Here is a 12,225-nt window from a genome sequence, read left to right as displayed (position 1 = left end):
TACGGTGACGGCATGGACAGCAAGCGCATCGTCGTCATCGGCGCGACCGGCCACATCGGCTCCTTCCTCGTCCCGCGCCTGGTGCGGGCCGGGCACGACGTCGTGACCATCAGCCGCGGCACCCGCTCCGCCTACGTCGACGCCCCGGAATGGCAGCACGTCGAGCAGGTCACGGCGGACCGCGAGCAGGAGGACCGCGACGGCACGTTCGGTGACCGGATCGTCGCGCTGCGGCCGGACGTCGTCATCGACCTCGTCTGCTTCACGGTCGAGTCCGCTGCGGCCCTGGTCGCGGCGCTCCGCGGGACCGACGTGCACCTCGTCCACTGCGGGTCGATCTGGCGCGCCGGACCGAGCGCCGTGCTGCCGGTGACCGAGGAGAACGCGACCCCGCCGGTCGGCGAGTACGGCATCGGGAAGGACGCCATCGCGCGGATGCTCCAGGAGGAAACCGCCGACGGGGGTGTCGTGACGACGTCGCTCCACCCCGGACACATCAGTGGTCCGGGCTGGGCGCCGATCGGTCCCGTCGGCAACCTCGACCCCACGGTCTGGCGGACGTTGTCCGCCGGCGAGCCCCTGCCCGTCCCCGGGCTGGGCGCCGAGTCGATGCACCACGTGCACGCCGACGACGTCGCCCAGGCCTTCGAGCTCGCCGTCGAGCACCGGGACGCAGCCGCGGGGCAGGACTTCACGGTCGTCGCCCCGACCGCGCTCACGGTGCGCGGGTACGCAGCGCTCGCCGCGTCCTGGTTCGGCCGGGAGGCCCGGCTCGATTCCGTCTCCTGGGACCGGTTCCGCCAGGCGGTCCCGGCCGAGCACGCCGAGGCGAGCTGGGAGCACCTCTCCCGGAGCCACGTGTTCAGCATCGACAAGGCGCGGCGGCTGCTCGGCTACGCGCCCCGGTACACGGCGGAGGAGACGGTGCTCGACGCGGTGCGGTGGCTCGTCGACAACGACGAGGTGGCGGTCGCCGGGCCGCTCGTCGTCTGAGCCCGGCCGTCGGACGCGCTGTCGGTGCTGCTCGGTACCGTCCCGACATGAGCACGATCTACTCCGTCGCGGCGTCCCTCGACGGGTTCGTCGCCGGGCCCGACGACGACCTCGACTGGCTCCTGCAGTTCGGCTTCGACGCGTTCCGGGAACACCACGACCGCTTCACCGCCGGTGTCGGCGCCCTGGCGATGGGGGCCACGACCTACGAGTGGCTCCGTGGACACGACGACGCGTGGCCGTACCCGGACAAGGTGACCTGGGTCTTCTCGTCGCGCAGCCTCGACGTCCCGGCGGACGGGGACGTCCGTGTGGTCACCGGTGACGTGCGGGGCCACCACGGACAGGTGGTGGCGTCCGCCGGGGGCCGCGACCTCTGGATCGTCGGAGGTGGCGTGCTCGCCGCTCAGTACCAGCAGGCGGGGCTGCTCGACGAGCTCCACGTCACGGTGATGCCGATCGCGCTCGGAGCCGGCACGCCGCTCCTGCCCGTCGAATCCGGCACGGGTGCGCTCGACCTCGTCGGCACGACGGCGTTCGACGGCGGAGCGATCGAACTGCGCTACCGGACGTCGACCCCAGGCTGAGGACCTGCGTGGACCGGTCGGCGGAATACGTCCAGGCGACAGGTGTTGTCTCCGGTCCACCGTCCTCACCGGAAGGAACCGCATGACCGCGACCCCGCACGCCCTCGTCGTCGGCGCCACCGGCATCGCTGGATCGGCGATCGTCGACCACCTCGTCAGCGACGGCTGGACCGTCACCGCGCTCTCGCGCCGACCCGGAGCCGAGCGCGCCGGCGTCACCTGGCGGTCGGCGGACCTCCGGTCGGCGGCGTCCCTGGGGTCGGCGCTCGCCGACGTCCCGGCGACGCACGTGTTCTTCACGGCCTGGTCCCGCCAGGCCACCGAGGCCGAGAACATCGCGGTGAACGGCGGCATGGTGCGCGACCTCCTCGCCGCACTGTCCGGTGCGCCGGTGCAGCACGTCGCACTGATGACCGGCCTGAAGCACTACCTCGGCCCGTTCGAGGCGTACGGCCAGGGCGCGATGCCGGACACCCCGTTCCACGAGGACGAGCCCCGACTGGACGTCGACAACTTCTACTACGCCCAGGAGGACGAGCTGTTCGCCGCCGCGGCACGCCAAGGCTTCACCTGGTCGGTGCACCGCTCGCACACCGTCCTCGGGTACGCCGTCGGCAACGCGATGAACATGGGCCTCACGATCGCCGTCGCCGCCGCGATCAGCCGCCACACCGGGCGTCCGATGGTGTTCCCCGGCAGCGAGACGCAGTGGAACGGGCTGACCGACGTCACCGACGCCGACCTGCTCGCCGCGCAGATGGTGTGGGCCGCGACCGACCCGGCCGGTGCCGACGAGGCGTTCAACACCGCGAACGGCGACGTCTTCCGCTGGCGGTGGATGTGGCCGCGGATCGCCGCACACCTGGGTGTCGAGGCCGAGGGGTTCGACACCGCGCCGCGGCCGTTCGAGCAGCAGATGGCCGACGCCGCACCGGTCTGGGCGGAGGTCGTCGCCGAGCACGGCCTCGTCGAGCCCGACCTGGAGCGCCTGGCGTCGTGGTGGCACACGGACGCCGACCTCGGCCGCGACATCGAGGTGATGACCGACATGTCGAAGAGCCGGCTCGCCGGGTTCACCGAGCACCACCGGACGCTCGACTCCTTCACGCGGTTGTTCGACCGGTACCGGGCGGAGCGGCTCGTCCCCTGACGCTCGGGCCGGTCGGCAGCCGTTCGACCGGCCGGGGCGTCAGCCCGTGGTCAGCGGGACCTGCACGATCCGGTCGTCGCCCTCGTCCGGGTCGCCGCGTCCGTCGGTGTTGTTCGTGACGAACCAGAGCGTGTCGTCCGGGCCGGCGAGCACCGTGCGGATCCGGCCGTACTCCCCGGCGAAGTACTCGTGCGCTGTGCCGGGGTCGTCGACCGGGACGCCGCGGAGCACCCGGCCCTGCAGGTTCGCGATGAACACGGTGTCCCCGACGACGGCGAGGCCGCTCGGGCTGGCGTCGTCGGTCGCCCACTGCTGGACGGGGTCGACGAACCCCTGGTCCTCGCCGCCGGTGCCCTCGACCTCCGGCCAGCCGTAGTTGCTCCCCGGTTCGATGACGTTGAGTTCGTCGCGGGCGTCCTGCCCGAACTCGGACGCGAACATCGTGCCGTCCGCGCTCCACCCGAGGCCCTGCACGTTCCGGTGCCCGAGGCTCCAGACGGGGGAGCCGGGGAACGGGTTGTCGTCGGGCACGTCGCCGTCCGGGGTGAGGCGGAGGATCTTGCCGGCGAGCGAGTCCCGGTCCTGCGCGTCCTCACTCGTGCCGGCGTCCCCGACGCTGGCGTAGAGCATGCCGTCCGGGCCGAACGCGATCCGCCCGCCGTCGTGGAAGGTGTTCGCGGGCAGGCCGTCGACGAGGGTCGTGGCGTTCCCGAGCGTGGTCGACCCGGCCGGTCCCTCCAGGTCGTAGCGCTCGATGCGGTTGCCGTCCTCGCCGGTCGAGTAGACGAACAGGTCGTCCTCGTGCAGGGCGAGTCCGAGCAGGCCGCCCTCGCCCCCGTGTCGGACACCGGGGACCGTCCCGACCGTGCGGCGTTCGCCGTCGGCCGTCAGCTCCAGCACCTCCGCGGAGTCCCGGAGGCTGATGAGCGCGTCGGGACCGTCACCGGTGCGCACGACGGACCAGGGGGCCTCCAGTCCGGTGACGACGTCGGTCGTCTCGCCGTCCGGCGCCAGCTGCCCGGCAGCCAGGTCGGCCGGTGCGGAGGCCCGGGGCACGCGGTCCGGGCCGGCCTCGGATGTACCCGTGCAGGCGGTGAGGGTCAGGGCGACGAGCGCGACGCTCGCGGCCGAAACGGTACGACGTGTCCTGCCCATGGTGTGCCTCCCGGTGCGTGGCCGTCGATTGCACCCCGCGCAGGTGCACAACCGCTGGGTGGAGCGTCGCCGTCGCCGTCGCCGTCGCCGTGGCCGTGGCCGTGGCCGGCAGCCGCTACCGCGCCAGCACGCGCAGGGCGAGCGCCGTGACGACGCGGGTCGGCAGCAGCCGCAGCACGGTCGCGGCGAGCGTGTTCGCCCGCCCGTCGACGACGGACGGGCCGGAGCCGTCGAGCGCCGCGAGGACGGTCGCGGCGACCTGCTCGGGTCGCCGTCCCCACCGGCCGGTGGCCGCGTTCATCGGGGTCCGCGTCGGGCCGGGACTGACGGCGACGACCCGCACGCCGCTTCGCCGTGTCTCGGCCCAGAGCGCCTGCGTGAACGACAGGACGTACGCCTTCGAGGCCGCGTAGGCCGCCAGGACCGGTGCCGGGGCGAACCCGCCGGTGCTCGCGATCGAGACGACGGAACCGTGCCCCCGCTCGACCATCCGTGTGACCACCGCCGTCGTGAGTTCCGTGAGTGCTCCGACGTTGAGGTCGACGAGGCGGCGCAGGGCGACCGGGTCGCTGTCGACGACGAGGCCCCGCGAAGCCACGCCGGCACTGCCGACCAGCAGTTCGATCTCGGTCCCGTCGCCGGCCAGGCGGTCGAGCAGGCGGGTGACGGCTCCGTCCTCGGCCAGGTCGAGTGCGATGGCCGTGACGGGGACACCGTGCCGGTCGCGGATGCCGTCGGCGGTCTGCTCGAGCCGGGTGGCGTCCCGGGCGACGAGGACGAGGTGCGCTCCCGCTCGCGCGAGGGCGTCGGCGACGGCGGCCCCGATCCCGGTGGAGCCCCCGGTGACGAGGGCGGTGCGGTCGCGCATCTGTGCTGCTGTGGTCATGCGGGTACCGTAGACATTGACGTCAGCGTCAAGGTCAAGCGGAGGGCGGCGGGATCGTGCTGATCGGCGAGTTGAGCGCGGCGACGGGTGTGAGCACGCGGGCGCTGCGGTACTACGAGCACGAGGGGCTCATCACGAGCAGACGGCGTCCGAACGGGTACCGGGACTACGACCCGGACGCGGTCGAGATGGTCGCGCTCATCCAGGACCTCTTCGCGGCCGGGCTCTCGTCGGGGCTCCTCCGTGACGTGGTGCCCTGTGTGGCCGGAGACGCCGGGGGACCGCCGCCGGCGGACCTCCTCGCCCGGGTCGAGCAGGTCCGGGACGACCTGCTCCGGCAGGAAGCGCGGCTCCGGGCGCGGCGGGAGACGCTCGACGACTACCTGTCCGGCCGACGGCGCCCGGCGCGGATCGACGCCCTCGTGTCGGCGGACGCGTGCGTGCCGGACCGGACCTGACTGCCGCACGACGGCACCTGGTTCAGTGGGACGCCCACCACCAGTCCCTGGAGGACCACATGACCACCATCGCCATCGTCGGCGCCGGCAAGGGCCTCGGGCTCGCCGTCGCCGAGCGTTTCGCCCGTGAGGGCTTCGCCGTCGCCCTGATCTCCCGCAACCAGGCCCGCCTCGACGAGCTCGCCGCCTCGCTCCGGGAGCAGGGGCACCAGGCCGCCGGGTTCGCCGCGAACGTCCGCGACGGGGACTCGCTCCGCCGTGCGCTCGAGCAGGCCACCGAGCAGCTCGGACCGATCGAGGTCCTGCAGTACAGCCCGCTGCCCGCCAAGGAGTACATGCGGCCGGTGCTCGAGACGACCGCCGAGGACCTCGTCGGCCCGATCGAGTTCTCCATCTACGGCTCGGTGAGCGCCGTCCGCCAGGTCCTGCCCGGCATGCGCGCGATCGGCTCCGGCACGATCCTGTTCGTCAACGGCGGCAGCGCGGTCCGTCCGGGCGCGCGCGTCACCGGCACGTCGGTCGCCTTCGCCGGCGAGAGCGCCTACGCGCAGCTGCTCCACGACGCCGTGCGGGACGAGCAGGTCCACGTCGGCCAGCTCATCATCCCGTTCGGCATCGACGACGGGCAACAGGACCACTCGGGCGCCGCGATCGCCGAGCGGCTCTGGTCGATCCACACCGAGCGCGGCGACTTCCGCACGTACGCGGAGCCGCTCCCCGAGTAGACGGTCGCGGCGCCCGACATCGCGCAGCGGACCCGGCACCGCGCGAGTGCGGAGTGCGGTGTCCGTTCCGGGGTGTCGACGACCCCACCGGCGGGCTACCGTGGTGCGCATGCGACGCAGGGACCGGCCGACCGGTGACACCGCGCTGACGGTGGACGAGGCCACCGCGATCGCCGACCACGCCGAGGCCGGCCGTCTCGACATGGAGGACCCGGAGGTCCGCCGCCTGGTCGGCGAGGCGAACCGTGTCCTCGTCCGGGCCGGCGTGTGGGGCGTCGACGAGACCCCTCGGCAGCGCCGACGCCGACGGATCCTCGCGGTCGGCGCGTCGGTGCTGGTGCTGTCCTGGCTGGCCGGGCTCTTCCTGCCCCTGCTCGCCCGGCTCGCCGACTAGCGCGTCGAGTCCGCTGCCGGCGACGTGACCGCCGGACGGGGGGCCCGCAGCCAGCTGGCAGCGGGCCTCCCGTCCGTCAGGCGGTCCGTCGGACCGCCACACGCCGTCGCCGACCGGCGACCGCCCAGACCCCCGCGGTCACGAGGACCGGCAGCCCGAGTCCGAGCACCGCGAGCGACACCGGGTCCGGGGCGAACGGCATGTGGACGACGCCGTCCGGTGTCGGTGTGAACCGGAGCGTCAGGGCGCGGAGCGGCAGGGTCCCGAGCGCGACCCCGACCAGCGAGCCGACCAGCGTGAGCAGCGCGGCCTGCCAGGTCGAGACCAGGCGGCGGACACCGGGCGAGGCACCGACCGCGTCGAGCACCTCGTCGTCACGACGCCCGTCGGCCCGCGCCAGCCCGATCGCCACGGTCGTGGCACCGAGCGTGACGATCCCGGCCAGGAGTGTGACGACGACCGCGATCGGTCGGAACGGGTCCTCGGGGCCGTTCTCCACCGAGAACCACGGGTACCAGAGGTCGGCGTCGGCACCCGCCGCGGTCTGCCAGGTCGCCGCGAGGGTGTCCGTCTGCTCGTCGGTGATGCCGCCCGGGAAGGACCCGACCAGGAAGGAGCGCTCGGTCTCGAGCCCGTGCCGCTGGGCGCCCTGCGGCGTGAGGAACAGTCCGAGGTGAAGGGGTTGGTCGGTGTGCTCGACCACGGCCGGCAGGGTCGTCGAGCTCGTCGCCCGCGAGGTCGGCTGCTCGCCGTACGCGGTGAACTGCGAGAAGGGTCGGGTGTCGAGCCGGACCACGCCGTCGCGCACGTACTCGGGCCGCATGGAGACGGCGTCGCCGCGTTCGAGTGCGGCGCGTGCGGCCCGGGACGGCCGGTGGCCGAGGAGCTCGGCGAGGTCGTCGACGTCTCCGGTCAGGACGTGCGGGCTCGAGGCGTCCGGTGCGGTCAACCAGTCGGAGCACGCTCCGGTGCTGCTGTCGGCACAGTCCCGCTGGTGCACGTCGACGGGCAGGGTGACCGGGGCGTCGTCGGACCCGGTCTCGACGCCCGCGCCGAGGAGTCGGACGTCGGCGTCGGGCAGGACCTGACGCACGACCCGGAGTGCCCGGTCGCGGAGCGCCGCGTCGATCCCGTCCCCGGTGATGGACGCGGTGCCCACGCCCTCCGCGGTGGAGAACTCGTACTGCGCGTCGGTCTGCGCCTGTCCCGCGGCCGCGAAGGTCAGCACGACGGTCGAGACGAACACGACGCTCATCACGCTCGCGAGCACGGGGACCGTCCGGACCGGGTTGCGGACGGCGTCGCGGACGGCGATCCGGGCGGGCAGACCGAGCCGCTCCCCGATCCGGGCGACCCCGGCGAGCAGCCGACGCGCGGCGAGGACGATGCCGAGCTGCGCCAGGCAGGGACCGACCGCCACGCCGACGCCGACCACGAGCGCGAGGTGGTCGTCCTGCACCGGACGGTCGTTGAGCATCAGCACGCCCACGCCGCAGGCCATCGTCATCAGCACGCCGACCCCGGCGAGCACGGGTCCCGCGGCTGCGGCCCACCGACGCCGGGACGCGGGCGCGGGGCGGGTGGCGCCACGGAGGGCACTGTCCACGTCGACGCGGCTCGCGCTCCTGGCGGCGACGAGCGAGGCAGCCCACCCGGCCAGGACCCCGAGCGCCACGACGGCGAGCAGCACGAGCCACGGCAGGTGCACCCCGGGGTAGCGAGCGCGGTCCCCCGAGTCGAGCAGGTGGAAGGCCGCGACACCGCCGCCGATGCCGAGCACGGTGCCGCACACCGCTCCGACGGCACCGAGCACGAGGCCGGAGGACGACACGACCGTGAAGAGGAAGCGCCGGTCCCCGCCGACGCTCGCCAGCACCGCGTGCGAGCGGGTGTCCGCACGGGAGCTCACCAGGAACGCCGCAGCCGCGAGCAACCCGACCTCGAACAGGGCGAACGCCCCGGCGAGGCCGACGTACCCGTAACTGACGATCGGGTCGTACCCGCCGGAGCTCCTGCTGGCGAAGGGCGGGTCGAGCACGACGGCCCGGGACTCGACCACGATGCCGTGGTCGTTGTACCGCTGGACCTCGGGCCAGGTCACGCTGTGGTCGGGGAGGAACACCTGGGTGGCGTCGTCGTCGCCGAGCCCGAGGGACCCCCACGGGGCGAACACGGCGAGGGTGGACGACGGTCGACCGAGGTCGCGGAGTGTGCCGACGATCGTGACCTGCCGCTGCACCGGGTCCTCGAGCTCGAGTGTCTCGCCGACGGCGACGTGCAGGCGGTCGAGCGTGGCGGGTGTCACGAGCACCTGGCCCGCGGCGCGCGGGACGGCGCCGTCGATCCGGTCCCAGTGCCCGTGGAGGGCGCCGGCCCAGGTCTCGCCCTCGACCGCGGTGACCGTCACGGGGACCTCCGGCCCGACGACGACCGCGGAGCCCTCCCGCACCGGGATGGACGCGGCTCCGTCCGGGACCGAGGTGAGCAGGTCCGCGGTCGGCGGGGCCGGGGTGTCGGCGTCGGTGCTGGTGGGGTCGTCCTGCCAACGCTGGAGCGGCGTGCCGGGCCGCGTCACGGCGGCGTAGCGGTCGACCGGGTCCTGCCGCATCCCGACCAGGTCCGGGCCGTTCGACTCGAGGAGCGCGGCGGACCGCCCGAGCTCGACCGTCAGCTCGTCCTCGGTGCTCTGTGTCGTCGATGCGATGAGCACGCTGCCCGCCGCGAGTCCGGCGATCGGCAGCCCGATGAGCGACGCGACGAGCACCGCGCGACCGGTCCGGGCGAACGCCAGACGCCGGGCCAGCAGGAGCGCGGGCCGGAGGGCGAACGGGGAGCGGCTGCGGATCGTCGGACGGTGCGTGTCCCGACGGGGCCGCTCGCTCACGACCGGTCCTGCGCGTCCGACAGGGCCAACTCCACGCCGGCGTAGGCGGTCTCGTCGACGATGCGGCCGTCGCGGAGGAACACGATCCGGTCCGCCCAGGCTGCGTGCCGGGCGTCGTGCGTGACGAGCAGCGCGCCGGCACCGGAGTCGACGTGTCGGCGGAGCATGCGCAACACGACCTCGCCGGTCTGCGAGTCGAGGGCACCGGTCGGCTCGTCGGCGAGGACGAGCTTCCGGTTGCCGACGACCCCGCGGGCGATCGCGACCCGCTGCCGCTGGCCGCCGGAGAGGTCGTCCGGCCAGGCGTCGAGGCGGTGCCCGAGCTCGACGCTCTCCAGTGCGAGCTGTGCGGCCTTCCGGGCACGCCCGGTGCGCCAGCCGTCGAGCTCGAGTGGGAGCGCCACGTTCTCGACCGCGGTCAGCGAGGGGATGAGGTTGAAGTCCTGGAAGACGAAGCCGAGCACCCGCCGACGCAGGGCCGCGAGCTCCCGGGCCGGACGGTCGGACACCCATTCGCCGTCGATGCGGACCTCACCGCTCGTCGGCGGCATGAGCGTCCCGGACACGGACAACAGGGTCGACTTGCCCGATCCGGAGGTCCCCATCACGGCGACCATCTCGCCCGGACGGATCGTCAGGTCGACACCGGCCAGAGCGGTCACGGCCTGCGCACCGCTGCCGTACTGCACGGCCACGGCGTCGAGTTCGAGGAGCGGGGTCGAGGTCATCGGACGGCCTCGCCGGGGCGACGGCCGGTGGGCTCGCTGCCGTACGCGTCCTCGTCGTCGGGCTGGCCGAGGGTCCCGCGCGACGTCGGCTGGTACCGCGCGACGCTCGACTCCACGTGGTCGAGCCAGCGGACCTCGGACTCGGCCTGGAACACCATCGACTCGAGGACGAGCGACCATGCCAGGTCGGTCGCCGGGTCCGTGGTGCGCTTGAGGCGCGTCAGGTCCTGCAGCGCCCGGACCGCTGCCGTGCGCTGCACCTGCACGAGGCGTTGCGCGTCGACGCCGGGGACGGTGACCGCGATCGCGAACTTGATCGCGAGTTCGTCCCGTCCGCGCTTGGCCGGGACCGGCTCGCTGAACCAACGGTCGACCGCCTCGCGGCCCGCGTCGGTCGCCGTGTAGACGACGTGTCCGTCGTCGTCGGCGTCCCCGCGGGCCACGAGGCCGTCGCGCTCCAACCGGTCGAGCGTCGTGTAGACCTGGCCGATGTTCAGCGGCCAGCTGCCCCCGGTCCGGTGCTCGAACTCCCCCCGGAGCTGGTAGCCGTAGCCCGGCTCTGCCACCAGCAGTGCGAGTACGCCCATGCGGACACTCATCGTTCCCCCTCCGACCCGGCGGAGCGCCTCTTCCCGGGCATACCGAGTATGCACATACCCGGTATGCGGCGGCAAGCGGATCGGGCGGAAGTCATCCTGCAGACGGACGGGAGGCCCGTGGCGATCCCGCCACGGGCCTCCCGGTCGGAGCGGGACAGCTCAGCTGTGCAGCTTCGACAGCTCCTGGAACTCCTCGTCGCTGAGCTCGATCATCGCGCCCTGGAGGTTGTCCTCGAGGTGGTCGACGCTCGACGTGCCGGGGATCGGCAGCATGACGGGCGAGCGCTTGAGCAGCCAGGCCAGTGCGACCTGCGCCGGGGTGGCGTCCTTCTGCTTCGCGAGTTCGGTGAGCGGGGAGTCCTCGCCGGTCAGGCCGCCGGTGGCGAGCGGGAACCACGGGATGAACCCGATGCCCTGCTCCTCCGACCAGTCGAGGAGCTCCTCGGCCGAACGGTCGGTGAGGTTGTAGAGGTTCTGCACGGAGACGATCGTGGCGATCTGCTGCGCGGCCTTCACGTCGTCGACGGAGACCTCGGACAGGCCGATGTGGCGGATCTTGCCCTCGTCCTGCAGCTTCTTCAGCTCCCCGATCTGGTCCTCGAGCGGGACCTTCGGGTCGATGCGGTGCAGCTGGAACAGGTCGATGCGCTCGAGACCGAGGCGGCGGAGGCTCATCTCGGCCTCCTGGCGCAGGTACTCCGGGCGGCCGACCGGCGGCCACTCGTTCGGGCCGGTGCGGGTCAGGCCGGCCTTCGTGGCGATGACGACGTCGTCGCCGTAGGGGTTGAGGGCCTCCTTGAGGAGCTCCTCGGCGACGTAGGGGCCGTACGAGTCGGCCGTGTCGAAGAAGTTCACGCCCAGCTCGACGGCGCGCTTCAGGACGCGGATCGCCTCGTCGTGGTCCTTCGGCGGTCCCCAGACGCCGGGGCCGGTGAGCTGCATGGTGCCGTAGCCGAGGCGGTTGACCTCGAGGTCCCCGCCGATGCGGAAGGTGCCGGAGGACGCGGCCGGACGGTTCGTGGTGTCAGTGCCAGTGGTCATGCATCCCGGTCTACGCCTCCGGGTCGACCACCCGTGGAGGCTGCGCACCGGGACGGGGGTACGGCGTCTCCCCACGCGTGAGGCCACCGACGAGCTTCGCGATGCGGTTCGCCCGCGCGGTCTCGCTCGGGGCGGTCACCACTCGGTGCACGACGGCGTACCGGTTCGTCGCGTCGAGCTCCGCGAACAGAGCGGCGGCCGTCGGTGCGGCGTCGAGCGCTGCCCGGAGGTCCGCCGGCACCTCGGCGGTCGCAGCCCCCGCGTACGCGCGGTCCCACCGACCGTCGTCCTTCGCGCGGTCGACCTCCGCCTGCCCGCGCGGCCGCATCCGTCCGGCCTCCACCAGCGCGGCGACGAGTCCGACGTTCCGCTTCGACCACAGGGACGCCTTCCGCCGCGGGGTGAACCGCTGCAGGAACGTGGCCGCGTCGAGCCCGCGCTTCGACCCGTCGATCCACCCGGAGCAGAGCGCCTCGTCCAGGGCTTGCGCGTACGTCAGGCTCGTCGGGCTGGTCGTGCCCTTCTTGGCGAGGACGAGCCAGACCCCGTCGGACGTGTCCTCGTGCCCGTCCAGCCAGGCGCGCCAGGCGGCGGCGTCGGCGACGACGAACGGCTCGATCTCCAT

13 protein-coding genes are annotated in these 12,225 nt (G+C 73.4%); 6 read left to right on the top strand and 7 right to left on the bottom strand.

Going from position 1 to position 12,225, the window contains the following annotated elements; all coding sequences use genetic code 11:
* Positions 1-12 precede the first annotated feature (12 nt).
* The 3 genes from DEI84_RS01280 (at position 13) to DEI84_RS01270 (ending at position 2,730) form a co-directional block, all read left to right on the top strand.
* Complete coding sequence (locus tag DEI84_RS01280; RefSeq protein ID WP_110889380.1) at positions 13-993, top strand: NAD(P)-dependent oxidoreductase; 981 nt, start codon at positions 13-15, stop codon at positions 991-993.
* Between the two features lie 47 nt (positions 994-1,040).
* Complete coding sequence (locus tag DEI84_RS01275) at positions 1,041-1,580, top strand: dihydrofolate reductase family protein (RefSeq protein ID WP_110889379.1); 540 nt, start codon at positions 1,041-1,043, stop codon at positions 1,578-1,580.
* 82 nt (positions 1,581-1,662) lie between these two features.
* Entirely contained in the window at positions 1,663-2,730 is a 1,068-nt protein-coding gene (locus DEI84_RS01270; RefSeq protein WP_110889378.1) for an SDR family oxidoreductase, read from the top strand.
* 39 nt (positions 2,731-2,769) lie between these two features.
* Here the strand turns inward: DEI84_RS01270 and DEI84_RS01265 are convergent, their stop codons facing one another.
* Positions 2,770-3,885 carry a sorbosone dehydrogenase family protein gene (locus tag DEI84_RS01265; RefSeq protein ID WP_110889377.1) on the bottom strand — a complete coding sequence of 372 codons (1,116 nt, stop codon included), beginning with the start codon at positions 3,883-3,885 and terminating at the stop codon, positions 2,770-2,772.
* 115 nt (positions 3,886-4,000) lie between these two features.
* Positions 4,001-4,771, bottom strand: a complete 771-nt coding sequence (locus tag DEI84_RS01260) for an SDR family oxidoreductase (RefSeq protein ID WP_110889376.1) — start codon at positions 4,769-4,771, stop codon at positions 4,001-4,003.
* Between the two features lie 89 nt (positions 4,772-4,860).
* On the opposite strand from DEI84_RS01260, the gene DEI84_RS01255 reads away from it, so the two are divergent.
* The 3 genes from DEI84_RS01255 to DEI84_RS01245 all read left to right on the top strand — a co-directional run bounded on the left by DEI84_RS01255 (position 4,861) and on the right by DEI84_RS01245 (position 6,348).
* Positions 4,861-5,229 carry a MerR family transcriptional regulator gene (locus tag DEI84_RS01255; RefSeq protein WP_375537635.1) on the top strand — a complete coding sequence of 123 codons (369 nt, stop codon included), beginning with the start codon at positions 4,861-4,863 and terminating at the stop codon, positions 5,227-5,229.
* A gap of 59 nt (positions 5,230-5,288) precedes the next feature.
* Positions 5,289-5,954 (top strand): SDR family oxidoreductase, encoded by a 666-nt coding sequence (locus DEI84_RS01250; protein ID WP_110889568.1) that lies wholly within the window; start codon positions 5,289-5,291, stop codon positions 5,952-5,954.
* 109 nt (positions 5,955-6,063) lie between these two features.
* On the top strand, positions 6,064-6,348 hold the full coding sequence (locus tag DEI84_RS01245) for a hypothetical protein (protein WP_110899783.1): 285 nt from the start codon (positions 6,064-6,066) through the stop codon (positions 6,346-6,348).
* 76 nt (positions 6,349-6,424) lie between these two features.
* On the opposite strand, the gene DEI84_RS01240 is transcribed toward DEI84_RS01245, so the two are convergent.
* The 5 genes from DEI84_RS01240 to DEI84_RS01220 all read right to left on the bottom strand — a co-directional run bounded on the left by DEI84_RS01240 (position 6,425) and on the right by DEI84_RS01220 (position 12,225).
* Entirely contained in the window at positions 6,425-9,232 is a 2,808-nt protein-coding gene (locus DEI84_RS01240; RefSeq protein WP_110889374.1) for an ABC transporter permease, read from the bottom strand.
* Positions 9,229-9,960: an ABC transporter ATP-binding protein gene (locus tag DEI84_RS01235; RefSeq protein WP_110889373.1), complete on the bottom strand. Its 732-nt coding sequence runs from the start codon at positions 9,958-9,960 to the stop codon at positions 9,229-9,231. The genes DEI84_RS01240 and DEI84_RS01235 overlap by 4 nt, the downstream gene beginning before the upstream one ends.
* Entirely contained in the window at positions 9,957-10,547 is a 591-nt protein-coding gene (locus DEI84_RS01230) for a PadR family transcriptional regulator (protein ID WP_258371644.1), read from the bottom strand. Before DEI84_RS01230 ends, DEI84_RS01235 begins: the two co-directional genes overlap by 4 nt.
* Before the next feature lie 171 nt (positions 10,548-10,718).
* On the bottom strand, positions 10,719-11,600 hold the full coding sequence (locus DEI84_RS01225) for an aldo/keto reductase (RefSeq protein WP_110889372.1): 882 nt from the start codon (positions 11,598-11,600) through the stop codon (positions 10,719-10,721).
* A 10-nt stretch (positions 11,601-11,610) separates the two neighbouring features.
* Positions 11,611-12,225 (bottom strand): YdeI family protein, encoded by a 615-nt coding sequence (locus tag DEI84_RS01220; protein WP_220032851.1) that lies wholly within the window; start codon positions 12,223-12,225, stop codon positions 11,611-11,613.

Origin of the sequence: Curtobacterium sp. MCBD17_023 (assembly GCF_003224415.1) — a bacterium.
GTDB lineage: Bacteria > Actinomycetota > Actinomycetes > Actinomycetales > Microbacteriaceae > Curtobacterium.
The sequence above is the reverse complement of the archived record's forward strand: the minus strand, read 5'-3'. Positions and strand labels throughout refer to the sequence as shown.